The sequence below is a fragment of the Erythrobacter sp. BLCC-B19 genome, assembly GCF_028621955.1.
In the GTDB taxonomy this organism is placed as follows: domain Bacteria; phylum Pseudomonadota; class Alphaproteobacteria; order Sphingomonadales; family Sphingomonadaceae; genus Erythrobacter.
Genome location: NZ_CP117516.1, coordinates 376,767 through 400,184, shown reverse-complemented (window position 1 = coordinate 400,184; position 23,418 = coordinate 376,767). Strand labels below are relative to the sequence as shown.

The window sequence follows — 23,418 nt, the reverse complement described above, 5'->3', positions numbered from 1 at the left end:
TACGTTCCCAACTGTCAAACTAACTGGACAAATTAAACTCAGGCCTGGGCCATGACGATGCTTGCGTTGACCGGTTGTGCGGTTGCGACGAGCCGAGCATCGGCGAAACCGGCGGTGCGGCACATGGCGACGATCTCGGCCGGGCTGCGCGGGCGGCCTGATCCCATCGCCCACAGATAGAGGCCGAAGAACGCCTCCCCCATCGCTTCTGCGCCGGGGATGCGCGCCATCGGCTCGGCAATCAGCAGGCGGCTGCCGGGGGCGAGGCTCGCGCGAACATTGGCGAGCAGGGCGGCGGCGGGGGCGTCGTCGTGATCGTGGAGAATCCGGATCAGCGACACCATGTCGTAGCCTTGCGGTATCGAATCGCTGAAGAAATTTCCCGGATGAGGCGTCACCCGATCAGCGCCGAGGGCATTGGCAACCAAGCCCGCGCCGGTCTCCACAACTTCCGGCAGATCGAACAGGCCAAGTTGCAGATGCGGCCAGGCGGTGCCGATGTGCCGCAGAAAGGCACCATACCCGCCGCCGACATCGCACAGCCGCCTCACGCCCCGAAAGCTGACGGTCGCCAGCACTTCATCGGCGACGAAATGCTGCGAGGCGGCCATTAGCTGCGAATATTCCGCCGTATCCTCACCGCGCTCGGTCACGCCCTGCAACGCGCCGGCGTATGTCCAGAAGCGCGAGAGGGCGGTCGGCTCGGCGCGGTCTGCCTTCAGCAACGCGAGCGGATCGGCGAGATCGGCATAGAGCAGGCGGTGATGGCGCACCATTGCCTGAACACCGGGATTTGTTGCAAAAACAGCGCCTTGCTCCCCCAGCATCCAGTGGTCGGGGGCGGGCTCTTCTGACAGCATCAGCGGGCGGCCGGCGCGCAGGAGCGTAAGCGCCGCGCTCTCGGACAGGCCCATCCGCTCAGCGATCACGCGCGCGCCGAGTGGCCCGTCCTTGAGGACATCGAACAGCCCGCTTTCGACATAGGCGCGCAAGACCTGCGAATAGGCAAAGCCTGCGAGCAGATCGAACGCGCCGGCCGCGCGGCGCGTGGCGATCCAGCGGATCAGCGGCAGGCGCGCGGCCCAGTGCTGGAATCTTGCTGAGGAAAAGACGCGGTTGCGCCGCGCCACATAGCCGAGCCTGAAGGCGGCCCAGCGGTTCACTTTGCGGATGCTTTACAGGCCATGTGTCTAAATCATTGGACAGCGCAGCGCGTAAGGTCAATGATAATCGCGGGATCGACGGGAGCGAGGGCCGGATGAACGCGCGAGTCGCCGTGATCGGAGCAGGCATAGGCGGGCTGACCAGCGCCGCGCTGCTGGCTGCCCGCGGCGCCGAGGTCACGGTGCTCGAAAAGGAGCCCTGGGTCGGCGGCAAGGCGCGGCGTGTTCTCGTCGACGGGGCCGAGATCGACGGCGGGCCGACGGTCTTCACCTATCGCCGCGTGTTCGAGGAAATCTTCGCCGCCTGCGGCGCGGACTTCGCGGATCATGTCACCGTCCGCAAGGCCGAGGTGCTGGCCCGCCACTGGTGGGACGATGCCTCGGGCCATCTCGATCTGTTTGCCGACCACGAGGCCAGCGTCGATGCCGTCGGCCGCTTTGCCGGGGCCGATGCCGCGCGCGGCTATGCAGCGTTTGCGGCGGAGGCGGAGCGGATCTTTGCCGTGCTCGAAGACCCCTTCCTCCACGGCGACAAGGCCAGCACCCCGCTGCCGATGATGTGGCGCATGGGGCTGACCAAGTTGCCCCAGATGCTGGCAATGCGGCCCTTCGACGGGATGTGGAACGCGCTGGGCGAGCATTTCAGCGACCCGCGCCTCCAGCAATTGTTCGGGCGCTATGCCACCTATTGCGGCTCCTCGCCCTATCGCGCGCCTGCCACGCTGATGCTGATCGCTCACCTTGAGGCGCGCGGGGTGTGGCTGATCGAGGGCGGGATCCATGCACTCGCCAAGGCGCTCGCCACGCTTGCGACACGGCAGGGGGCGCGGGTGCGCACCGGGGTGGCGGTGACAGAGGTGCTCACCGAGAATGGCCGCACCAGCGGCGTGTTGCTGGCGAGCGGCGAAGTGATCCCTGCCGACATCGTGATCTGCAACGGTGATCCCTCGGCGCTTGCCACCGGACGTTTCGGCGCGGCGGCGCGGCGCGCGGTGCCTGCGATCCCGAGGCCCAAGCGCTCGCTCTCGGCGCTGGTCTGGTACGCCCACACGCGCACGCAAGGGGCCGAGCTGAGCCATCACAACGTCTTCTTCTCGCGCGATTACGCTGCCGAGTTCCGCGACATCGCCGCTGGCCGCACCCCGGCCGAGCCGACCGTCTATGTCTGCGCCATTGATCGCGGCGCCGACCATCACGCCCCGCCGAACGTCCCTGCCTTGGGGGCACGCGAGCGGCTCCAGATCATCGTCAACGCCCCCGCCGATGGAGACGTTCACGCCTATACCCCTGAGGAGAGAGAGCGATGCACAAGAGCCATGATGGCGACACTCGGACGCTGCGGCCTCCGGCTGGAGGAACCGCTGGTGCACCAGCTCATGACCCCGCAGGACTGGGAAGGGCTGTTCCCGGCCACGGGCGGCGCCCTTTATGGCAGAGCGTCGCACGGCTGGGCGGCCTCCTTCCAGAGGCAAGGGCCGAAGACCCGTCTGCCCGGTCTCTACTGCACGGGCGGGGCGACCCATCCGGCAGCCGGCGTCCCTATGGCAGCCTTGTCCGGGCAGCTGGCCGCGAGGACAATCGCGAAGGACCTCGCTTCGATGAGGACATCCCGCCCGGCGGTTACAGCTGGTGGTATGTCGACGCGATCAGCGACGACGGGCAGCACGGGCTGACGATCATCGCCTTTCTGGGCAGCGTGTTCTCGCCCTATTACAAGCGCAGCGGCAGGGGCGATCCGCTCGATCATGCCTGCCTCAACGTCGCGCTTTATGGCCCGCAGCACCGCTGGGTGATGACCGAGCGCGGGAAGAACGCGGTGCAGCGCGATGCCTCCAACCTTGCCATTGGCCCCTCCAACGTGCGCTGGGAGAATGGGGCGCTCACCATCGACATCGTCGAGGGCGACACGCGGCTGTTCGTGCCGTGGCAGCGCAAGGTGACCGGCAGGGTGCGGGTGTTCCCCGAAATGCTCAACACCGCCGCCTTCGCGCTCGACCCCAAGGAACGCCACATCTGGCACTGCCTTGCCCCGTGCGCCCGGATCGAGGTGGAGATGACTGCGCCCGCCTGCCGCTGGCAGGGCAAGGCCTATCTCGATCACAACCGCGGTGCCGAGCCGCTCGAGACCGGCTTCAACACCTGGCACTGGTCGCGCGCGCATCTCAAGTCAGGCGCGCTGGTGTGTTACGAAGGCGAGCGCGGGGACGGGTCGCTCTTCGCCAGCGCGCTCCGGTTCGACCGTCACGGCGTGCCCGAGCCGGTCGAACTGCCCCCGATCGCGCAACTGCCCGACAGCAAATGGGGCATCACCCGCCGCACCCGCTCCGACATTGGCGTGGCTGAAGTGCGCCGGACGTGGGAGGACACCCCGTTCTATGCCCGCTCCGAACTCGCCTCGCGCTTCATGGGCGAGGAAGTGGTGGCGGTGCAGGAAAGCCTCGACATGCGGCGCTTTTCCTCGCGACTGGTGCAGTTCATGCTCCCCTACCGGATGCCGCGAAGGGCGCGGTAGGGCGCGGAGGCCTTCAGATCTGGGCGTCTTCGATAACGAAGCGGGTTTCGCCGTCTGCATCGCCCTCCACCCGGCGGAACAGGATATGCCGGGCTGAGGCAGCCGAACTATCGGGCTGAGAGAGCAGCGCCTTGGCCGAATGTGCCTGCGCGCCAGCATCCTCACTCACAGCCTGCGTGTGCCAAGTCCCGGCCGCCTCGTAGATCAGCGAGAAGGGGGCATCGCTCGGCATCCGGGCCATGAAGGTCAAGGCCATGTCGTCGAGCATGTAGCCGTAGAGCTTCAGAATACGCGGGTTGGTGAGCGTGAAAGGGTGGCCGTTGCGGGCCGTGCTGTTGTGCCACTTGCACAGCGGCATCAGATAGCACTCCGACCCGCGCTCGACCGAGCCGTCGCTGTTCGGCGTCATGTGGCCGCCGACATCGAATTTTGGGTGCGACCCCTCGGGCGTGGTGACCTTTACATAGCAGTTTCCGTCGATCCCGTTGCGGATCAGCAACTGCCGCCATGAGGCACCATCGATCTCGGGATCATGCGAGCTGCCGGAGATGTTGTAGAGCGTGCCGTGATAATCGACGACCTCCGCGTGCGTCGACAGCAGCTTGGCGGATTGGTGGCGATCGACGAACGCGGCGAGTTGATCGGCAACGGTTTGCATAAGCCCCCTTTCATGCTCTGCCGAAACACCGGGCGCCGCTGTTCTCTTCCACTTTCGCGAGTCGGCCACCGGATGGGCAAGATCAGCAAGGTCGCCGCGCCGGGCCAAATGCGTCAACCGGCAAATGCGCGCCTGGCGATCCTGTGCCGACAGCAGGTGCCTTGGATCAGGGCGCGGGCGGCGGCGCGCCGTCGCGTTCCGCTGCTTCCTTGGCCGCCTTCTCCGCGCGGGTCTGTTTCAGCATCCGGTCCATCTTCCAATATTGCCAGACGCCGAAGGTGATCGCGCCGCCATAGAACAGCACGATCTCGATCCAGCCGAAATTGCTCATGGGCGCTGACTCCTATCCGTGGCCCGCAAGGAAGGCCGCGATATGGGCGGTGGCCTGCTCAGGGGCTTCTTCATGCGCCAAATGGCCGAGCGCGGGAAGCAGTTCCAGCCGCGCGTCCGGCAACCATCCGGCAGCATCGCGCGCCCAGTCGGGCGGGATCGCGGGATCCTTCGCGCCGTGGAGAAGCAGGACGGGGTTGCGCACCTCACCCATCCGCAGGCGCAAGGCCGGCAAGTCCCAGTTCGCCATCATCGCCAGCGCGCCGCCCGCATGGCCGGGGTGCTTGAGCAGCCGGGCGTAACAGGCCAGCCCCGCGCGATCGATCCGCGAATGGGTCGAACGCCACAGAAACCGCTCCGCCCCGCCGACAAGGTCGATGCTGCCGGTGAAGATGCGCGGCACCAGCGGGTTGACGAACAGCGTCTTGGCGATCGCAGGGAAGATCTGCGCCATCGCGCCGGGGAAGGGGCGCAGCGCCGCGCTGAGGCCGACGATCGGCCCCTGAAAGCCGTGGTCGAGCGCCAGTTGCAGCGCAATCGCCGCGCCTGCCGAATGGCCAATAATCGCGGCGGGCCTGACCTCCAGCGCCGCCAGAAGCCCGGCCACTTCGCGCGCCATCGCCGGCAGGCTCATCGCAAAGGCATCATGTCCGGCGGTGAAAGCGTGTCGGGGCAAGTCGCAGGCGATCACATCATGGCGCTGTGCCAGCAGCGGCATCAGACCGCGCCATGAATGGACCGAGGCGCCCGTGCCGTGGAGCAGCAGCAGCGGCGGCCCGGAACCCATCCGCTGGACGTGCCAGCGCGCCGCACCGGCCGCAACGAAGTGGCTCGCCTCGCGGTGCGGCCAGATCAGTCCCTCGCGGCTCCAGTCGAGCGCGCTCATGCCGCCTTGCCGAGCGGCTGGACGGCGTTGATCGCGGCTTGCAGCATCCGCGCATCGGCGCGGGGGAGGGCGAGGAAGCGCCCGCCAAGGGCAGCGGCAAGGCTCGCACCTTCAGGGCCGGGGCGCGCGGAAATGTCGATCACGAGCGAATCAATGCCTCTTGCCGCGATGGCCTTGGCGGCAGCTTCGGCATCGGCGGCGGCCTGCGGGCGTCCGGGGGAGCCGTCGGCGGCGATATTGGCTCTGCCATCGGTGAGGATCACCAGCGCGGCGCTTCTCCCCTTGGCGATCACCGCCTCTGCCACTTCGCGCGCGGCATTGAGGCCGAGCGCGAGCGGCGTGCCGCCCCCGCCGGGCAGTTCGGCGAGGGTGCGGCGTGCGCGGGTGAGGGATCTGGTGGGGGGCAGGATAAGCTCGGCGGTTGTGCCGCGAAAGGCCACCAGCGCGACCTCCGAGCGGGTGACATAGGCCTGCGCCAGCATCAGCTCGACCGCGCCCTTGGCCTCGGCGAGCCGTGCCGCCGCCGCTGATCCGCTGGCATCGACCGCAAAAATAGTGACCCGCGCCGCGCGTTCCTCGAAGCGGCGGATGCGCAGGTCTTCCTTGCGCATGATGATTGCGGAGGTGTCCCGGCTGCCCGCTTCGCGGCGGCGCACGGGCTGCCAGGGCACCGCGGCCCTGAGCGAATCGATCAGCGCCAGCTTGGCCCCGCCGCGCGGCATTCCGGGGCGCGCGCCGAGCGGCTTGCCACGCGTCGCTGCCTTGCGCTTCTGCCCGGTGCCGCTCGACGATGCGCGGCGCGGGGCTTTCCCTTGCGCGAGCTGTTCGAGCAGCCCCGCCGGGATCGCGGCGCGGGCCGCCTCGACGAGAATTTCGGAGAGATCGGGTTCTGGCTGCTGGCGGTCGGTGTTGGATTGGTCCTCGGGCGAGCCATCAGGGGGCGGGGCGGGCGGCTCCTCGGGGGGCGGGGTCTCGGGCGCTTCCTGCGGGGGCAGGCGGGTGGCGCGCGGGGCGAGCACAAGCCGCACCGCGCCCGCGTGATCCGATGTGTTCGTAACCGCGCGTCCGGCCAGTGCTGCCAGCCCCCGTGCGGCCTCGCCTGTGTGGATAAGCGCGCGCAAGGAATCGACGCCCAGCGCCTCCGCAGTCGCGGCAAGGGCACGCAAGGCGGAATCGTCCAGCGGGGCGACATCGGCCAGCGCCATCGCCGCAGGGGCCAGTGCCACATCCTGCCAGCGGCGCGAATGGCTGAGGTCGCAGGGGAAGGCGAGGCGTTCGGTCAGGCTGGCAGGGGGCGCGTCGTCGGGCTCTGCCGCATCATCGAGCAGGACGAGCGCGGTCTGTCCCTCGTCCAGCGCCTGCGCGAGCCGCCCGGCGATGCTGCCGTCCATTCGCTCGGCCATCCCGGCGATCAATGCCCCCCCGCGCGCCTCCTCAATCAGCCCGGTCTGACGCACCGGCCGTCCGGCCGCGAGGCTGCTGGCAAGGTCGATCCCGCCCAGCAGCCGCTCGTCATCGACATGGCCGGGTAGACGGCGCAGCGGCATGGCCTCGGTTAGCGCGGCGACCAGCGCCTCTCGGGCGGGGCTGGAGCCGCGCAGGGTCAGACCCTTGAAGACCTCTGGCGCGAGAACGAAGAGCCGCGCCGCCAGCACCGCATCATCCAGCGGGTCGGCGAGGTCGGGGGAGGTCATCCGAACAGCTCGGCAATCGCCCGGGTGATGCGCGTGGTGGAACCGGTCTCGTCAAGCACATCGCGGCGCAGGCGGTGGCGCAGGGCGGAAGGTGCAATGGCGATGAGGTGCTTGCGGGTGACGCTCTTCGCCCCCTCCAGCGCTGCCAGAGCGCGGGCGGCGCGCATCAGGGTAAGCTCGCCGCGCAGGCCATCGGCGCCCACGGCAAGGCACAATTCGGCGGCATCGCGCAGCACGTCCTCACCCGGAGTAAGCTTGGGTAGCCTGGCCTTGCCCTTGGCGACGCGCTTGAGGATCGCCTCGTCCGCTTCGGCCCAGCGGGCGGCGAAGCCTTCGGGGTCAGCCTCGTTCTCGGCGACCAGCTTCATGATCGCGATGCGGGTGTCGATATCCTTGGGGGTGCGCACTTCGACCGACAGGCCGAAGCGGTCGAGCAGCTGCGGGCGCAGTTCGCCCTCTTCCGGGTTGCCACTACCGATCAGCACGAACTTGGCCGGGTGGCGCACCGACAGCCCCTCACGCTCGACCACGTTCTCGCCCGAGGCGGCGACATCAAGCAGCAGGTCGACCAGATGGTCTTCGAGGAGGTTGATCTCGTCGATATAGAGGAAGCCGCGATGGGCCTTGGCGAGCAAGCCGGGTTCGAACGCCTTCTCGCCGCTTCGCAGCGCGCGTTCCAGATCGAGGCTGCCGATCACCCGGTCCTCGGTCGCGCCCAGAGGCATATCGACAAAGGGCACCGGGCGCTTGACCAGCTTGCCCTGTCCGCAGACCTCGGGATAGCGGGCCTGATCTTCCTTCGAGGCGCCATAGGGGCAGCCGTCCGCCGCCATGATCGGCGGCAGCAATCCGGCCAGCGCACGGGCAGCGGTGGACTTGCCCGTCCCCCGGTCGCCGAACACCATCACGCCGCCGATGCTCGGGTCGACCGCTGCAATCAGCAGCGCCTGTTTCATCTCGTCCTGACCGACGATCGCTGAGAAGGGGAAGCGTGCCATGTGCCGAGCCTTGTGAACCTTCGGAGAGGTTTGGACAAGGCCAAGTGACAAGGCGGCCTGACAGTTTTTTCTAGCGCTTCCCTAAACGGTTCAGCACCAGCACCGGCAGCAGACCCGCTGCGAGCAGGATCAAGGCCGGAATTGCCGCTTCGACCAGCCGCTCGTCACCCGCGAGGCGGTAGGTGCGGGTGGCGAGGGTTTCGAGGTTGAAGGGGCGCAGAATCAGCGTGGCGGGCAGTTCGCGCAAGGTATCGATGAAGACCAGCGCGGCGGCACCGGCAAGACTGGGGGCGAGCAGCGGGGCGTAGATGCGGGCGAGCACCCGCGATGGCCCTGCACCGAGGCTCCGCGCCGCCGCGTCGAGGCCGGGCGGAATGCGCGCCAAACCGCCGCTGACGCTGTTATAGGCGACCGTCATGAACCGCACGCCCAGCGCATAGACCAGCACTGCGCTCGTCCCCGTCAGCAGCAGTCCGCCCTGCCAGCCGAGGCTGTCCCGGGCGAAGCGGGTCAGGGTGACATCGAAGGCCCCCAGTGGTGCAAGCAGCCCTACCGCCAGCAGGGCGCCGGGCAGGGCATAGCCCAAGGTCGCCAGCCGGATCGCGCTCGCCGTAAGGCGCGAGGTTGATCGCGCGCGGGCGAAGGCAAGCACCAGGGCGGCCGCCACGCACAGGCTTGCAGCGACAAGACCAAGCCACAAGCTGCCGCGCAGATAGGTCACAAGATCGCCTGCCGCCGCTTGCGCGGTCGGGGTCAGGGCAAGACTGACAAGATAGCCCGCCGGGATCACGAAGCCGAGCAGAACGGGGGAAAGGCAAGCGATGAAGGCCAGCGCCTTGCCGCCGGAGGTGAGGCGCACCAGCGGCTCGTCCCTGTCGCGCGCAGCCAGCCCGTCCCGGCTGTCGCTCCGCCCGCGCCGGGTGTGCGCTTCCCAGGCAACCAGCGCGATGACGAAGACCAGCATGACCGCCGCCAGCTTGAGCGCGCTCGCCTTGTCACCCATCGCCAGCCAGCTGCGGAAAATCCCGGTCGAGAAAGTGGGGATGGCGAAATATTCGGCGACGCCGAAATCGGCGAGCACTTCCATCAGCACCAGTGCCAGGCCTCCGGCGGTGGCTGGCCGGGCAGCGGGAAGCGCGACCTGCCAGAAGGCGCGTGCCGGGGCCGCACCGAGACTGCGCGCGGCACGGAACTGGGTGCGGCTCTGGGTCGCAAAGGCCGTGCGGGCGAGCAGATAGACGTAAGGGTAGAGGACGAAGCCCAGTATGAAGGCTCCGCCAGGCAGCGAGCGGATCTCGGGGAACCAGTATTCCCCCGCGCTCCATCCGGTCGCCGCGCGCAAGGCCGTCTGCACGGGCCCGGCATAGTCGAGCATCCCGGCGTAGATATAGGCGGACAGGTAAGCGGGCAGCGCCAATGGCAGCACCAGCGCCCAGCTCAGAACGCGGCGGCCGGGAAAGCGGGTGGCAGCGATCAGCCATGCGGTGCCGGTGCCGGTCACCACCGCGATGGTGCCGGTCAGCAGCATCAGCAGACCAGTGTTCGCGATGTAGGTCGGCAGCACTGTTTGCGCGAGCGCACCGATCGCCGCGCCGCTGCCGCCGCCCAGCGATGCCCACACGATCGCTGCAATCGGCAATCCCGCCAGCACCGCCAGCCCCATCGCCGCCACCAGCCAGCCGCGCCCATCGGAAGCGCCGCTTGCAGGAAGCCCCGCAATTTGCCTAAGGCGGCTCACCGGTAATCCTGCGGACAGCGCCATTGAGCCTCGAATTTCGTCATATTGCCCATGCTTACGGTGCAGTGCGGGCGCTGGAGGATGTGAGCTTCACCGCGCCCGCGGGGGAGATCACCTGTCTGCTTGGCGCGTCGGGTTGCGGGAAGTCAACACTGCTTGGCCTGGCAGCGGGACTCTTGCGCGTGCAAGCGGGCGAGATCGCGCTGGGTGGTGAGGTGCTGGCAGACCCCGCGCACAACCCCCCGCCCGAGGCGCGCCCGGTGGGCCTGGTGTTTCAGGACGGTGCGCTGTTCCCGCACATGACGCTCGCCGCCAATGTCGCTTTCGGCCTGCCCAAATCCCGACGTGACGAGGCGGATGGCTGGCTTGCCAAGGTCGGTCTGGCAGGCATGGGCACGCGCTATCCGCACGAGCTTTCAGGCGGCCAGCAGCAGCGCGCCGCGCTCGCCCGCGCGATGGCGCCGGGGCCGCAGGTGCTGTTGATGGACGAGCCCTTCGCCAGCGTCGATATCGTCCTGCGCCGCGCCCTGCGCCGTGAATGCCGCATCCTGCTGCGCGAGGCGGGATCGACCGTGATCCTCGTCACCCACGATCCGGCCGAAGCGCTCGACATCGGCGACCGGATCGCGGTGATGGAGGCCGGCCGCATCGTCCAGTTCGGCACGCCTCTGGAGTTGCACGAAGCCCCCGCTACCGCCGCGGTCGGCGCGATTTTCAGCGGCGCGCAGGTGGTGCCGGGGATGGTGGCAGAGGGCGGGCTCGATACGCCTTTCGGCCTGTGGCCGTTCGAAAGCCTTGGGCACGAACTGCCTGAGGATGCCAGCCAGCTCGATCTGCTGGTGCAGGCCGACCGGCTGGTGCCGGTCGGCGATGTGCGCGGCGGAAGGGTGCGCGACATTCACCCGATGGGCCCGCGCAACCGCGTGCTGCTCGATGGTGCCGAAGGGGCGGCAATCACGGTTGAGACAGTGCTCTCGGTCGATCCGGGCAAGACCTACAGCGTGATCCCCGATCCCGAGAGCGTGCGCGCCTTCAGACGCGCATAGGACTTGCGCTGGCAAGGATTATATTGCAAGTCATTCGCAAGAACTCACGGAAAGCTCTCTCCCATGAAGACCCTCGCGCTGGCGCTCGCCGCCGCATCCAGCTTTGTCGCTCTCTCTGCCTGCGCCGATCAGACCGACGGTGCCAAGGACAAGTCTGCCTGCGTGGCCCCGGCGGGCGACGTCAATGTCTACACCGCGCGCCACTATGACACCGACCTTGCGCTCTACGAGGATTTCACCTGTTCGACCGGCATCAAGGTCAACCGTATCGAGGCTGACGCCGACGCCCTGCTCGAACGCATCGCCGCCGAGGGCGAGTTCAGCCCGGCCGATCTGCTCATCACCGTCGATGCGGGTCGTCTGTGGCGCGCCGAACAGTCGGGCGTGCTCGCCCCGGTCGATTCGAAGGTTCTCAGCGAGCGCATCCCGGCTGAATTGCGCGACCCCGGCAATCGCTGGTTCGCGCTGACCACGCGGGCGCGGATCGTCATCTACAACAAGGCCAAGGGAAAGCCCGAGGGGCTGGCAAACTACGCCGACCTCGCCAAGCCCGAATTCAAGGGCCGCATCTGTATGCGCTCCTCTTCCAGTGTCTATAACATCGCGCTGCTTGCCAGCATGATCGCGCATGATGGCGAGGCTGCGGCGAGCGCCTGGGCCAAGGGTGTCGTCGCCAATTTCAAGCGCGCGCCGCAGGGCAATGATATGTCGAACATCGAGGCGGTCGCGGCCGGCGAGTGCGACATTTCGTTGGTCAACACCTATTACCTCGCGCGCTTTGACACGCCCGAGAAGCGCAAGGTTCTGGATGCGGTCGGGGTGATCTTCCCCAATCAGGCGACCACGGGCACCCACGTCAACATGAGCGGGGCAGGGGTCGTGAAGACCGCGCCCAACCGCGAAAATGCGGTCAAGTTCCTCGAATATCTGACTAGCGAGAGCGCGCAGCAATATCTGGCGAACGGCAACAACGAATACCCGGCCGTCAAGGGCATCGCGCCCACCTCGGCGGTCGAGGCGCTTGGGCCGTTCAAGGCTGATCCGCTGCCCGCTGCCACCATCGGCCAGAACGAGGCGCGCGCGGTCGAATTGTTCAACGCGGCCGGTTGGAACTGATTTGCGCCGCATCAAGGCCCGCTTTCACGCCCTATCGCTAATCTAGCTTGAAGCGCCGGGCGGAAACGTCCATTTGCGCCGCCAATCTGGCCGCCCCTTCCGGGCGGCGCACACCTGTATTCGAGGCACCTTGTGACCCAAACCGCTCTGACCCGCGACCAGTTCACCGAAAGCGCGGCGCTCTCGGTCGAGACCATCACCGATGTCCACCACTGGTGCGACGGGCTGTTCAGCCTCAAGATGACCCGCCCGGCGAGCTTCCGCTTCCGTTCGGGCGAGTTCGTGATGATCGGTCTGCCCGGCGACAACGGCAAGCCGCTGCTGCGCGCCTATTCGGTCGCCTCGCCCTCCTACGCCGAGGAGCTCGAATTCCTGTCGATCAAGGTGCAGGACGGCCCGCTGACCTCGCGGCTCCAGCACATTCAGGTCGGCGATCCGATCTACCTCGGCAAGAAGCCGACCGGCACCCTCGTCACCGACGCGCTGCTGCCGGGCAAGCGGCTGTTCATGCTCTCGACCGGCACCGGCCTTGCGCCGTTCATGAGCCTCGTGCGCGATCCCGAGGTCTACCAGATGTTCGAGGAAGTGATCGTGGTGCACTCGGTGCGCAACGTGAACGAGCTCGCCTATCGCGAGTTGCTGGAATCGAAGCTCGAAGGCGACCCGCTGCTCGAGGACGAAGACCGCGCGCGGATGATCTACGTGCCCACCGTCACCCGCGAACCCTTCCGCACCCAGGGCCGCATCCAGGCGCTGATCGACGATGGGCGTCTGTTCGAGCAGTCGAAGGGCCCGCAACGGTTTGTGCCCGAGGAAGACCGCGTGATGCTGTGCGGCAGCATGGCGATGATCAAGGACCACGCCGCCGATCTGGAACGCCGCGGCTTCGAGGAAGGCGCGAACAACAAGCCGGGGCAGTTCGTCATCGAGCGGGCGTTTGTGGGGTAACCCACTCCCGTCGCCCCGTGCTTGACACGGGGTTTGGCTACCTTTCGACCGGACATTGCGAAGAAGAAGCCTAGCCCCGGATCAAGTCCGGGGTGACGAAGAATTGTAAGCTCCAACCTCACCCCGTCACCCCCGCGAAAGCTGGGGCCTAGAGCCTCACAGGGCAGCGCTTGCCGATCTTGGTCCTCGCTTTCGACTTCGACGTGCCTACTTGGCAGGGAACGCAATTTGCCAAAGGTAGGCGGCGATCAATGACGCTACGATACCTGTAAGAAGTCCGTAGAATCTCTCTCGCCAAATCCGTCCTGAGGTCGGAACGTCAAATAGCTTTTTTAGTGTCGCAGTGTCTAAATCTGCAACCTGACGAAGTGCGTTCAATTCCTCTTGAGCTTCGGTTTTTTTGCTTTCAAGCTCTCTTATGGTCTCTAGAGCGCTCGCAAGTGTCTTCTTATTTTGGTCTGCTTCCAATTTAAGTTCGTCTAGTGCGCTTAGGCCTTCAAGCAGGTTTTGCTTAGCCACTTCGATTTTAGCGAGCCGCTCGTCGATAGTGCCGCCCGGGTTTGCGCGTAGTTCACTAAACACGGATTTTGGCCAAAGAGAGCCAAAAAGCAGGCTAAAAATCCTGTCTAGAAGACGGAAGTAGTCGTTCAGAAAGCTAACGATTACAGGTTCTACCATCTTTGGCACCGTATGCGGTTAAATTCACAGAGTTCATACACGCCCTATGCGTCAGGGCTAGGCACACGAGCAACCCCACCCCCAATTTCGCACTTGACCCCCGCGCCCCCGCACGGTTCACTCATGGCAAATCAAAACCCATCTGCCGGAGAGAACCCCCATGCTCGCGACCTCCTATCGCACCGCCTATAACGAAGACCACGAGGCCTTCCGCGACACTGTCCGCAAGGTCTTCGCGGAACATCTTGCCCCGCACATGGACGAGCATGAGGCGAACGGCATCGTCCCGCGCGACGTGTGGAAAAAGATGGGCGATGCCGGGATGCTGTGCATGACGGTGAAGGAGGAGAACGGCGGGCTCGGCCTCGATTTCGGGTTCAACTGCGTGCTGACCGAGGAGCTCAGCTACCTCGGCTCTTCGGCGGGCTTCACGCTCCAGAACGATATCACCGCCAACTACTTCGAGCGCCTCGGCAACGAAGAACAGCGCGCCAAGTATCTCCCCGGCATGGTCAGCGGCGACATCATCACCGCGATTGCCATGACCGAGCCGGGCGCAGGCTCCGACCTTCAGGGCATCCGCACCACGGCGAAGAAGGACGGCAATCACCTCGTCATCAACGGCTCGAAGACCTACATCACCAACGGCCAGAACGCCGATTGCGTGATCGTTGTCGCCAAGACCGATCCCGAGAAGGGCGCGAAGGGGATCAGCCTCGTGCTGGTCGACGCCGACACCCCCGGCTTCGAGCGCGGGCGCAATCTCGACAAGATCGGGCAGCACGCCGCCGATACCTCGGAGCTGTTCTTCAACGATTGCCGCGTGCCGATGACCAATATCCTCGGCGCGGAAGGCATGGGCTTTGTGCACCTGATGGAAGAGCTGCCGCAGGAGCGCCTCGGCATCGCGGTCGGCGCGCAGGCGGCGGCGCAGCGGGCGTTTGACGAGGCGGTGAAGTTCACCAAGGATCGCAAGGCTTTTGGCAAGACCGTGTTCGAGTTCCAGAACACCAAGTTCACGCTCGCCGACCTCAAAGCCAAGCTGCAGGTGGGCTGGGCGCACTTGGACTGGGCGATCCGCAAGCATCTCGCGGGCGAGCTCACCACCGACGAGGCCTCCGCGGCCAAGCTGTGGCACACCGACCTCCAGTGGGAATGCTGCGACACCGCACTGCAACTCCACGGCGGGGCGGGCTACATGAACGAATATGCCATCGCCCGCCTTTGGCGCGATGCGCGCGTGACGCGGATCTTCGGCGGGACCAACGAGATCATGAAGGAAGTGATCTCGCGGAGTATCTGACGTGGCAGGCGAACTCGACTTCACCGGCCAGCGCGTCCTCGTCATCGGCGGGTCGAGCGGGATCGGCAACGGCATCGCGCACGGCTTCCGCGCGCGCGGCGCGAGCGTGACCGTCACCGGCACGCGCCCCGATTTCGGCGACTATCTCGAGGCCGAGGACAGCGACTTCACCGGCCTCGATTACCGCCAGCTCGACCTCACCGACCGTGACGCGGCGGGGCGGTTGGCGGAGGGCTTCGGGCCGCTCGACGTGCTGGTGCTGTGTCAGGGCACGGTGCGCTACGGGCGGCAGGAGTTCACCCGCGAGGGGTGGGATCAGGTGGTCGACATCAACCTCAATTCGGTGATGGACGCCGCCCGCGCCTTCCACCCTGCCTTGGCGGAAACGCAGGGGAGGATCATCATCGTCTCCTCGGTCGCCGCGTTCAAATCGACCATCGGCACCCCCGCCTATGCGGCATCGAAGGCGGGCGCCGCGAGCCTTACCAAGACGCTGGGCGAGGCATGGGCGCGCGACGGCATCCGGGTCAACGGCATCGCGCCGGGGCTGGTGCCGACCAAGCTCACTTCCGTCACCACTGATCACCCCGAACGTCTCGAAGCGAGCCTCAAGCGCATCCCCCTGCGCCGCATGGGCACGCCCGAGGACATGGCGGGGGCCGCGCTGTTTCTCGCCTCACCCTTGAGCGCCTACATCACCGGGCAGACGCTGGTGGTCGATGGCGGGCTGACGCTCGCCTGACCCTGTTCCCCCCAGCGCATTCCCGATTGTTACACCCAACTGAAAAGCAGTCACAATCGCGTCACACACCTGCGCCAATCCCGCCATGAAAGCGGGGCACGCAGCAGATGGATGTCGTCAATATCTTCCTCACCGGAGAACTCGGCGAAAGCCTTGAGGACTTCGTGCATGATCAGCGGCGCTTCACCTTCGACCGATTGGGGCCGGACGGGCCGCGGCGGCTGGTCGAAGGGCCGATGTGGGCCTTCATCGACTGGGTCATGCCCGAACTCGCAGGCCTCGAAATGTGCCGCCGGTTGCGTGCCGATCCGCGCACGATGGACGCCCATGTCACCATGGTGCTGGAGGCCGACGATGCCGAGGATCGCCGCCGTGCGCTGCGCGCCGGGGCGGATGATTACGTGATCGGCCCGCTCACCCGCACCGCCGTGCTCGACCGGGTGCTGGCGCTGCAATCGCGCGGGAGTGAGCGCCACGCGACCCAGAAGTTCGAACTCGGCGCGCTGGTGATCGACATGGCCGCGCTTCAGGCTCGCTGGGCGGGTGAGCCGATTACCCTGCGCCCCAACGAGTTCCGCCTGCTGCGTTTCCTCGCCGAGAACCCCAACAAGGTTCTCACCCGCGAGGATTTGATCGCCGGTCTCGGCAAGCGCGAACCCCCGATCGACGAGCGCACGGTCGACGTGTGGATCGGCCGGCTCCGGCGCGCGATCAAGGCGGCGGGCGGCGGCAACCCGCTGCGCACCGTCCGGTCGCTGGGGTATGTCTTCGATCTGGGGTGAGCGCCCGGCGCGGCGCGACGGCTTGCGCAAATAAGCGTTACAAAGTTGACACCGTGTCAACTTACCAACATCAGTAATTTCATATAATAAACAATAATCTAAACCCGATTTGCGCAAGCGGACGGACACGGACGCGCGGCGCAAAGAACGCACCTATGGTGGCAAACGGCCTCGCAGGCCGGGCAGAACAATGGGAAAGAGCCGGGCGCGACGATAATGGCTGGCGCGGGTGTAGGAAATTGGCCGTAACCGCCGGGCGCAGGCCAAAGACGGGCGTTTGAGAAGCGACCCCGAGGCGGACATTCCAGCAATCGAATGAGCGCTCAAATCAGCCCTGCCATCGCTTGACAGGCAGCCCCGGACTTGCGACCAATAATTATCCAATGGATAAATTGAGGTACGCAATGACAATCTTCGAAATGATCCGTGCGCAGCTTGCCAAGACCGTTCCCTTTGCCACCCACGTCGGCGTCGAGATCGTCGAAGTCGCCAACGGCAAGGCAACGGCGCGCCTCCCGCAAACGTCGACCAGCGTGAACCACATCGCCTCGCAGCACGCAGGCGCGCTATTCACTCTGGGAGAAGCGGCGTCGGGCGCGGCGATGGCGGGTGCCTTTGCCACCCGTCTTGCAACGATCAGGCCCGTGGCTGGCTCGGCCCAGATCAAATACACCCGCGTTGCCAAGGGAACGATTACGGCCATGAGCGCCATCGATCAGGATGTGGACGCGCTGTCCGCGAAACTGGACGCCGAGAGCAAGATCGCCTTTGATATCCGCGTGACGATGACGGACGAGGCGGGCGAGGAGGTAGCCAACATGACAGTGGCCTGGCACCTGAAAAAGCTGGGATGACCGGGCGGGCGACCTACCGCCATGGGGATGTGCGCGCCGAGTGCCTCGCGATCACTCTTCAGCTGCTGGAGGAGGTGGGCGAACAGGGGCTCTCGATGCGCAACATCGCCCAGAAGATGGGGGTCGCCCACCGCACGCTTCATCATCACTTCCAAGACCGCGAAGGTCTGCTGCGCGAATTGAGTGCCAACGGCTTCAAGATGCTCGCCGAACGGCTTTCGGCAAGCCTTTCGCCACCGCGATTCATGGAAACCTATTTGCGCTTCGGACTGGAATATCCGCAGCTTTATGCGCTGATGATGCGCCAGCGGGCCGACGCGGGTTTAGGCTGTGAACGGCTCCAGATCGCCCGGCAGCAGGTGATTGCGCTGGCACTGGCGGCCCTGGCCGATGGCGAGGCCGATCCCGATCAAGCCCGCCGGAGGGTCATGCGCTCATGGATGCTGCTGCACGGCGGCCTGTCACTCAACGCTTCGGGCACCTTGATGCCGCGCGATAGCGAGGCGTTTGTGGCCGAGATGATGCAGATCGCCTCCCAACGGGCCGAATGATCGGGTGACCTGCATGAGGGCAGCGTAACGGCCTACTGGTCTGTGAAACACCGCTAGGCGACGGCGTTCCGGTGTCCCAAACCCGCACTTCCGCTCCCCATCCACCTTCCGCGATCCACGCAGAGAGCCTGCGCCCCCAGAACCGGACGCTTCAACAAAAAAGGCCGCCCGGTGAGGGGCGGCCTTCTCAGGTTGTGACTGTGGGAGACAGCTGATCAGAACTCCGCCTTCACCCCGAAGGCGAAGCTGGTGCCGACCTGGAAGGTGTTGAGTTCGGCGCGGTTGCCGTTCACTTCCTGGAACTCGAAATTGTCGCGCCCGAAGATGTTGCGCGCCTCGAAGCTCAGTTCGAGCGGCAACCCGCCCAGCTTCACTTCCGACCGCGCGACGATGTCGACGGTCAGGCCCGGGTCTTCCACCACATCGGGCAGCGCCCCGCCGCGCAGGGTCACGCGCTCGCTCGCGTAGTTCAGCAGCACGGTGAACTGCTGCACCTTGTCGAGATCCTCGATCCCGAGCGAGAGGTTGGCGACGTGGTCCGACTGGCCGACCAGCGGCGCGCCGTCGTCGAACAGCTGGCTGGCGAGCTGCCCGGTTGCGCCGGGGATCGGGGCCAGATCGGTCGCACCAACGCTGATTTCCGACTGGGTGTAGGTGTAGTTGGCGATGATCAGGAACTGCTTGGTCTCGAAGAAGCCGCCCCAATCCGCCAGATCGATACCGTATGACCCATCCAGCTCCACCCCGTAGAGTTCGGCGGTAGGGGCGTTGGCGTAGCTCGTCTCGATGATGCCCGGCGCGGTGATCAGGAAGTTTTCGATCGGGTTGTCGATCTTCTTGAAGAAGCCCGCAAGGCTCACCTTCTTGGGCCCGCCGAGGTAATATTCGGCGCGCGCTTCGACGTTGATCAGCTCGCTGTCCTGCAGGAACGGGTTGCCGCGGAAACGGCGGTTCGATTCCGGATCGAAATAGGTCTGCTCCACCAGCTCGCGGAACTGCGGGCGGGCGATGGTCTGTGAGGCCGAGAGGCGCAGCTGCAGATCGTCGATCGCTTCCCAGGTGATCGTTGCCGAGGGCAGGAAATAGTCGTTGGCGATGCGGGTCGGGTTGGCAAGGTTGCCGCCGCCGAAGGTGAGATCGGGGGCGGCGACCTGAAGCCCGTCTTCGTAACGCACGCCCGCCTCGATGCTGAGGCGGTCGGTCGGGCGGTAGCGCGCCAGACCATAGCCCGCGTGCACGGTCAGCGCCGCGTCGAACACCGGGAAGGGGGTGGGGTCGGAGACGGTGACGTTGAAGAAGCCGTTGCCATTGGCATCGGTCGCCAGCGTCGCGCCGTTGATGATCAACCCCGGCTGACGCAGGCCGAGCGCGCGCAGCAGCGTGGTGAATTCGGCCGAGGAGCCGATCAGCGGGCGGATGATGAAGCTCAATGAGCGCCGGGTGGTGTCCGAATAGGCATAGCCTGCCGTCAGCGAGAGCGTGTCGGTAACATCGAAGGTCACGTCCGCGCCGCCGTACCACAGCTCTTCGGTGAGGTCTTCGAAGCCCACCTGAATCCGCTCGGTGCCGCCCACCAGCGCGCCGACATCGACCACGAACTTGTCGCCGAAGGGATCGCCGGGGATGTTGGTGCGGATATAGGGGACGATGGCGTTATAGGGCGCCTCGCGGTCGGTGCGGGCATAGCCGCCGCGCAGGTCGAGCTCGAAGGCATCGAAGTTGAATTCGGCGACGATCTGCGAATCCATCAGCTGGCGTTCGAACCAGCCGGTCTGCTGGGTCTGGAAATCGAACGGGCGCGCGACGTCGGTGAAGGCGTCGGTGCCGGTGGCGAGACGCGCGGTCTTGAGCGTGTCGCGGATGTAGAGGTTGGTCCAGCGGATGGTGTGCTCGCCGATGTCGAGCCCGAGCCCGATCAGCCCGTTCACCAGCACCTTGTTGTCGGTGATGAAATTCTTCGAATCGAACAGGATCTGCCCCGCCTGCGCATCGCCGAACTGCTGGCTGATGACCGAACGGTTGCGCCAGGTGTTGGTGATCCCGGCGGTCGCGATGATGCCGAGGTAGTTGCCGTCACCCACTTCGAAGGAGGTGCCCCCGGTGATGTTCGCGGCAAAATTGATCGGCAGGTGATCGTTCTTCTGGAGCGTCACCAGGTTGAGCGGCATGATCTGTCCGGCCAGCTGGCGCTGCTGCGCGGCGGTGAGGTCGTTGATCCGCGTCCCGCTGGCGATCGCGTCCTGCAAAACCGTGGGGAAATCGCGGTTGCCGTTGTCGAAGCCGAACATATCCCAGTCCGACCCGAAATAGGTAAGGCCGTTCTCGAAGGTCGTCTCGGTATCGCCGCTGCCGGTGAAGCCGACAGTGAGGAAGGTCTCGGTCGGGATCGCCTTGGTGGTGAGGTTGATCACCCCGCCGCCGAATTCACCCGGGAAGTTGGCCGAATAGGTCTTCTGCACCAGCGACGAGGCGATCACGCTGGTCGGGAAGATGTCGAGCGGGACGACGCGGCTCAGCGGTTCGGGGCTGGGGAGCGGCAGGCCGTTGAGGAGGGCAAGCGAATAGCGATCGCCCAAGCCCCGCACGAAGACGCGGCCATTGCCCACCAGCGAGAGGCCGCTGACGCGGGCGAGGGCGCCGGCGATGTCGCCTTCCCCGGTGCGGGCGATGTCGGCTTCCGACAGAACGCTCAATACCTGGCCCGAGGTGCGCGCCGGATCGCGGCTGCGGCGGCCGGTGACGATGATCCCACCGCCGGGCAGCGAGATGTCGGTCTCCTGCAGCTCTTCGGCGGGCGGCTCGCCTTCGGGCGCGTCCGCGGGCGAGGCCTCGACAGGCTGCGCCTCGGTCTCCTCGGGCGGCGTTTCCTGCGCGTGGAGCACCGACGGCACAGTCAGCGCGGTGGTGAGAAGCAGCAGGCCTGCCAGGCGCTTGCCGTAGGGCATAGGTGAGGACCCCCTCAAGAAATGGTCAGTCGGAATGTGAAAGAGGGGGGAGGCGCGGCGATGAAGCAGCGTCTCCCCCCTGAGGTGCCAAGATCGCCGCTTAGGCCGGATAGACCGGGAGCGACGTGCAGGAACCGGTGGCGCTGCCGAAGTTCTGGATCGTCGAGTTGCACGTCCAGTTGCCGAAGATGCTGGTCAAGGCCGCGCTGTTCTGGATCGCGCCGATGAAGGTGCGGGTCGGGAAGAAGGTCGACCGGGTGTTGGCGTTGAAGGCGGTGCGCCCCGTCTCGCCCGCGCCGTTGATCACATTGCTGGTGAGCGTGATGGCGAAGGCGAAGTTGTTGTTGGTGCCGCCATTGATGCGGGCTGCCACATCGGCATTGGTGTTGCCGCCGCCGCCGCGGATCGGATCGACCGCCGGGCAATCGCCGACCACCGAATCCACGCCGATGATCGCCGCCAGCGTCGGGGCTTCGTCGATCTGGAAGCAGTGGTTGGTGCCGGCATTGATCACGCCGTTGGTGAGGCCGAGCGCCGCACCGCCGCGCGCCTGGATCACCTGCGGCGCACCGTCGCGCATGGCGAAGGTGAAGTTGTTCACCTGGAAGCGGGTCTGGGGAAGCGCGGTGGAGGGCGTGCGGTCAGCCACGTTGGGCGAATCGAGTTCGATCGCGCGGTCACCCGTGGTCGAACGCTGCACCGCGATCACGGTGTCGAGGTTGACGATCGCGCCGGTGTCGACGTCGAGCGAATCGTCCGATGCGCCGATGATCGCGAAGTTGCGGGCGTTGAACCCGCCACCGAAGAATTCGACGCCGTCATCCGAGCTGTTGAACGAGACGAGGTTCTCGATCACCGTCCCCGAACCCGCGCCGCCGGTGGTCAGCGACTGGAGTTCGTTGTTGGGCGCCAGTTCGAAGCCCGAGAAGCGGATCTGGTTGAACCGGAACGAGCCGGAGGTGTCGGCCGCATTCGCGCCGCCGAACGGGGTTGCGACCGCCGCGCCTTCGAGACGGCCTTCGCAGGTCGGGTTGGCGGTCGGGTTGGCGGTGGTGTTGAACACGCCGGTCGAGCAGTCGGAGATCGGCGCACGGCCGAGCAGCACGACGCCGCCCCACTGCTGCTGGCTGTTGTCGTTGGCGACCCCGATGATGTTGTCGCGGCTGGTCCAGATGATCGGGCGATCGGCGGTGCCGTTCGACTGGATCGCGTTGCCGCGGTTCACGACGAGGTAGGAATCCTGCTGCGCGAACAGGATCACGCCCGGTTCGATCGTCAGGGTGACAGTGGTCCCGGTGCTGGCAAAGCCGCGATCCGCGCCCACTTCGACGCGGCCATCGATCTGGTAGATCAAGCCGCGGATGTAGGGGAGGGTGTCGCTCGAGGTGAAGCGCGCGGGCAGTTCGCACACCCGGTAGGTGCCGGTCGGGCCGCCGAGGGTGCCGTTGTCGATCAGGCCGCCTGCGGTGGTGATGGTCGGGCAGCCGGCAGCCGGGGTCACCAGTGCCTGGGTCGGGGTCGGCGTGGGGGTCGGGGTCGGGGTGGGTGTCGGGTTGTTGATGATGATGTCGCCGCCAGTGCCCGGCGAGACGATTTCATCCGCGCCGCAACCGGCCAGAGCAACCAGGCTGCAACCCAGAATCAGAGTGCGATGAATGTTTTTCACGAGCGATGGTCCCCTCAAGAGCCGAGAATCGAAGTGGGCGCGTGACGTTGTGCGCTGAGGGGGCGCTAGGGTTGCGGCGTGTCAGAATTCTTGCAGCATTACAGTGATGTTGCAGTCCGGTGATTATGACCGAAGAAAGACAAATATGACAAAGCGGCTGGCGCGCTCCCATGGCGCGATGTCACAAATAAAGACAGCAATTACAGTCTGATAATCTTCTAGATTACAGAAAAATTACAATGTTACGGAATTGTTGCATCGGTGCCGGGGCTGGGTCATCATCCGACACGTTCTTGGAGGAGGCTTTGCCGATGTCGTTTACCGCTATTGCTCTCGCGCTGTTTGTCGCGACCCCGCAGGCCGGTGCTCCCGTGGCTCTTCTGGCCGAAGCGCCCGAGCTTGCCGCCGCACCGCTCGTGGCGGGCCAATCCGATCAGGCCTTGGCGACATTGCAGAAGGCGAGCGCTGCCGACCCGCAGGATGCAGCCGTGCTGATCAATCTCGGCATCGCCTATGCGCAGGCGGGCGAAGATACCAAGGCGCGCGCGGCCTTCGAAGCGGCCGTGGCCTGTGACGATGTGGTCGAGCTTGAAACCGCCGATGGCGAGTTCACCGATTCGCGGCGGCTGGGGCGCAAGGCGCTCAAGATGCTGGCGCGCGGTGAGTTCCGGGCTGCGCCGGCGCGGGCAGAACAGCTGACGCTGCGCGACTGAGACGCTGCCAAACCCGGACTTGGGGCAAGTTTCGGGTGAGATCGGGTGGGCCGCACAGACCGTGCGCCCGCCCGATTTGCTGTCTGGTTTCGGCG

General features: G+C 66.0%; 21 protein-coding genes. 11 read left to right on the top strand and 10 right to left on the bottom strand.

Annotation, left to right across the window (positions count from 1 at the left end):
• Window positions 1–38 precede the first annotated feature (38 nt).
• Window positions 39–1,163 carry a methyltransferase gene (locus PS060_RS01680; RefSeq protein WP_273985018.1) on the bottom strand — a complete coding sequence of 375 codons (1,125 nt, stop codon included), beginning with the start codon at window positions 1,161–1,163 and terminating at the stop codon, window positions 39–41.
• 95 nt (window positions 1,164–1,258) lie between these two features.
• On the opposite strand from PS060_RS01680, the gene crtD reads away from it, so the two are divergent.
• On the top strand, window positions 1,259–2,836 hold the full coding sequence (gene crtD, locus PS060_RS01675; RefSeq protein WP_273985017.1) for a 1-hydroxycarotenoid 3,4-desaturase CrtD: 1,578 nt from the start codon (window positions 1,259–1,261) through the stop codon (window positions 2,834–2,836).
• Between the two features lie 23 nt (window positions 2,837–2,859).
• The gene (locus tag PS060_RS01670) at window positions 2,860–3,675 is read left to right on the top strand and encodes a hydroxyneurosporene dehydrogenase (RefSeq protein WP_273985016.1); all 816 of its coding nucleotides are present in this window, start codon (window positions 2,860–2,862) and stop codon (window positions 3,673–3,675) included.
• Window positions 3,676–3,688: 13 nt separating this feature from the next.
• On the opposite strand, the gene PS060_RS01665 is transcribed toward PS060_RS01670, so the two are convergent.
• From PS060_RS01665 to PS060_RS01640, 6 genes are all read right to left on the bottom strand, one after another.
• Complete coding sequence (locus PS060_RS01665) at window positions 3,689–4,333, bottom strand: hypothetical protein (RefSeq protein WP_273985014.1); 645 nt, start codon at window positions 4,331–4,333, stop codon at window positions 3,689–3,691.
• Between the two features lie 166 nt (window positions 4,334–4,499).
• Window positions 4,500–4,664, bottom strand: a complete 165-nt coding sequence (locus PS060_RS01660; RefSeq protein WP_273985012.1) for a hypothetical protein — start codon at window positions 4,662–4,664, stop codon at window positions 4,500–4,502.
• Between the two features lie 12 nt (window positions 4,665–4,676).
• Window positions 4,677–5,549 carry an alpha/beta fold hydrolase BchO gene (bchO, locus tag PS060_RS01655; RefSeq protein WP_273985011.1) on the bottom strand — a complete coding sequence of 291 codons (873 nt, stop codon included), beginning with the start codon at window positions 5,547–5,549 and terminating at the stop codon, window positions 4,677–4,679.
• Window positions 5,546–7,243 carry a magnesium chelatase subunit D gene (locus PS060_RS01650; protein ID WP_273985010.1) on the bottom strand — a complete coding sequence of 566 codons (1,698 nt, stop codon included), beginning with the start codon at window positions 7,241–7,243 and terminating at the stop codon, window positions 5,546–5,548. Before PS060_RS01650 ends, bchO begins: the two co-directional genes overlap by 4 nt.
• The gene (gene bchI / locus PS060_RS01645; RefSeq protein WP_273985008.1) at window positions 7,240–8,241 is read right to left on the bottom strand and encodes a magnesium chelatase ATPase subunit I; all 1,002 of its coding nucleotides are present in this window, start codon (window positions 8,239–8,241) and stop codon (window positions 7,240–7,242) included. Before bchI ends, PS060_RS01650 begins: the two co-directional genes overlap by 4 nt.
• 70 nt (window positions 8,242–8,311) lie before the next feature.
• Window positions 8,312–9,979, bottom strand: a complete 1,668-nt coding sequence (locus PS060_RS01640) for an ABC transporter permease (protein ID WP_273985007.1) — start codon at window positions 9,977–9,979, stop codon at window positions 8,312–8,314.
• Window positions 9,980–10,002: 23 nt separating this feature from the next.
• On the opposite strand from PS060_RS01640, the gene PS060_RS01635 reads away from it, so the two are divergent.
• From PS060_RS01635 to PS060_RS01625, 3 genes are all read left to right on the top strand, one after another.
• Complete coding sequence (locus PS060_RS01635) at window positions 10,003–11,025, top strand: ABC transporter ATP-binding protein (protein ID WP_273985006.1); 1,023 nt, start codon at window positions 10,003–10,005, stop codon at window positions 11,023–11,025.
• A gap of 63 nt (window positions 11,026–11,088) precedes the next feature.
• Complete coding sequence (locus PS060_RS01630; protein ID WP_273985004.1) at window positions 11,089–12,141, top strand: Fe(3+) ABC transporter substrate-binding protein; 1,053 nt, start codon at window positions 11,089–11,091, stop codon at window positions 12,139–12,141.
• 132 nt (window positions 12,142–12,273) lie between these two features.
• Window positions 12,274–13,089 (top strand): ferredoxin--NADP reductase, encoded by an 816-nt coding sequence (locus tag PS060_RS01625; protein ID WP_066525084.1) that lies wholly within the window; start codon window positions 12,274–12,276, stop codon window positions 13,087–13,089.
• Between the two features lie 207 nt (window positions 13,090–13,296).
• On the opposite strand, the gene PS060_RS01620 is transcribed toward PS060_RS01625, so the two are convergent.
• Window positions 13,297–13,767, bottom strand: a complete 471-nt coding sequence (locus PS060_RS01620; RefSeq protein WP_273985003.1) for a hypothetical protein — start codon at window positions 13,765–13,767, stop codon at window positions 13,297–13,299.
• A 160-nt stretch (window positions 13,768–13,927) separates the two neighbouring features.
• Here PS060_RS01620 and PS060_RS01615 point away from each other — a divergent pair, with 160 nt between their 5' ends.
• From PS060_RS01615 to PS060_RS01595, 5 genes are all read left to right on the top strand, one after another.
• Window positions 13,928–15,070 carry an acyl-CoA dehydrogenase family protein gene (locus tag PS060_RS01615; protein WP_273985001.1) on the top strand — a complete coding sequence of 381 codons (1,143 nt, stop codon included), beginning with the start codon at window positions 13,928–13,930 and terminating at the stop codon, window positions 15,068–15,070.
• Between the two features lies 1 nt (window position 15,071).
• Complete coding sequence (locus PS060_RS01610; RefSeq protein WP_273984999.1) at window positions 15,072–15,812, top strand: SDR family NAD(P)-dependent oxidoreductase; 741 nt, start codon at window positions 15,072–15,074, stop codon at window positions 15,810–15,812.
• A 107-nt stretch (window positions 15,813–15,919) separates the two neighbouring features.
• Window positions 15,920–16,594: a response regulator transcription factor gene (locus PS060_RS01605; RefSeq protein WP_273984998.1), complete on the top strand. Its 675-nt coding sequence runs from the start codon at window positions 15,920–15,922 to the stop codon at window positions 16,592–16,594.
• A 419-nt stretch (window positions 16,595–17,013) separates the two neighbouring features.
• Window positions 17,014–17,448: a DUF4442 domain-containing protein gene (locus PS060_RS01600; protein WP_273984996.1), complete on the top strand. Its 435-nt coding sequence runs from the start codon at window positions 17,014–17,016 to the stop codon at window positions 17,446–17,448.
• Window positions 17,445–17,999: a TetR/AcrR family transcriptional regulator gene (locus PS060_RS01595; protein ID WP_273984994.1), complete on the top strand. Its 555-nt coding sequence runs from the start codon at window positions 17,445–17,447 to the stop codon at window positions 17,997–17,999. Before PS060_RS01600 ends, PS060_RS01595 begins: the two co-directional genes overlap by 4 nt.
• A gap of 215 nt (window positions 18,000–18,214) precedes the next feature.
• Here PS060_RS01595 and PS060_RS01590 read toward each other — a convergent pair whose 3' ends face one another.
• Together PS060_RS01590 and PS060_RS01585 are read right to left on the bottom strand one after the other, a co-directional pair.
• Window positions 18,215–20,944 carry a TonB-dependent receptor domain-containing protein gene (locus tag PS060_RS01590; protein WP_273984993.1) on the bottom strand — a complete coding sequence of 910 codons (2,730 nt, stop codon included), beginning with the start codon at window positions 20,942–20,944 and terminating at the stop codon, window positions 18,215–18,217.
• A gap of 100 nt (window positions 20,945–21,044) precedes the next feature.
• Window positions 21,045–22,610 carry a hypothetical protein gene (locus PS060_RS01585; protein ID WP_273984992.1) on the bottom strand — a complete coding sequence of 522 codons (1,566 nt, stop codon included), beginning with the start codon at window positions 22,608–22,610 and terminating at the stop codon, window positions 21,045–21,047.
• Window positions 22,611–22,921: 311 nt separating this feature from the next.
• On the opposite strand from PS060_RS01585, the gene PS060_RS01580 reads away from it, so the two are divergent.
• A complete protein-coding gene (locus PS060_RS01580) occupies window positions 22,922–23,323 on the top strand; it encodes a tetratricopeptide repeat protein (RefSeq protein WP_273984991.1) in 402 nt (133 codons plus the stop codon).
• Window positions 23,324–23,418 lie beyond the last annotated feature (95 nt).

What these genes read in the sequence shown, in the direction of transcription:
- PS060_RS01590 (WP_273984993.1), bottom strand. Translation starts at nt 20,944, where the DNA reads ATGCCCTACGGCAAGCGCCTGGCAGGCCTGCTGCTTCTCACCACCGCG.
- PS060_RS01595 (WP_273984994.1), top strand. Translation starts at nt 17,445, where the DNA reads ATGACCGGGCGGGCGACCTACCGCCATGGGGATGTGCGCGCCGAGTGC.
- crtD (WP_273985017.1), top strand. Translation starts at nt 1,259, where the DNA reads ATGAACGCGCGAGTCGCCGTGATCGGAGCAGGCATAGGCGGGCTGACC.
- PS060_RS01615 (WP_273985001.1), top strand. Translation starts at nt 13,928, where the DNA reads ATGCTCGCGACCTCCTATCGCACCGCCTATAACGAAGACCACGAGGCC.
- PS060_RS01630 (WP_273985004.1), top strand. Translation starts at nt 11,089, where the DNA reads ATGAAGACCCTCGCGCTGGCGCTCGCCGCCGCATCCAGCTTTGTCGCT.
- PS060_RS01660 (WP_273985012.1), bottom strand. Translation starts at nt 4,664, where the DNA reads ATGAGCAATTTCGGCTGGATCGAGATCGTGCTGTTCTATGGCGGCGCG.
- PS060_RS01605 (WP_273984998.1), top strand. Translation starts at nt 15,920, where the DNA reads ATGGATGTCGTCAATATCTTCCTCACCGGAGAACTCGGCGAAAGCCTT.
- PS060_RS01620 (WP_273985003.1), bottom strand. Translation starts at nt 13,767, where the DNA reads ATGGTAGAACCTGTAATCGTTAGCTTTCTGAACGACTACTTCCGTCTT.
- bchO (WP_273985011.1), bottom strand. Translation starts at nt 5,549, where the DNA reads ATGAGCGCGCTCGACTGGAGCCGCGAGGGACTGATCTGGCCGCACCGC.
- PS060_RS01600 (WP_273984996.1), top strand. Translation starts at nt 17,014, where the DNA reads ATGATCCGTGCGCAGCTTGCCAAGACCGTTCCCTTTGCCACCCACGTC.
- PS060_RS01650 (WP_273985010.1), bottom strand. Translation starts at nt 7,243, where the DNA reads ATGACCTCCCCCGACCTCGCCGACCCGCTGGATGATGCGGTGCTGGCG.
- PS060_RS01665 (WP_273985014.1), bottom strand. Translation starts at nt 4,333, where the DNA reads ATGCAAACCGTTGCCGATCAACTCGCCGCGTTCGTCGATCGCCACCAA.
- bchI (WP_273985008.1), bottom strand. Translation starts at nt 8,241, where the DNA reads ATGGCACGCTTCCCCTTCTCAGCGATCGTCGGTCAGGACGAGATGAAA.
- PS060_RS01580 (WP_273984991.1), top strand. Translation starts at nt 22,922, where the DNA reads ATGTCGTTTACCGCTATTGCTCTCGCGCTGTTTGTCGCGACCCCGCAG.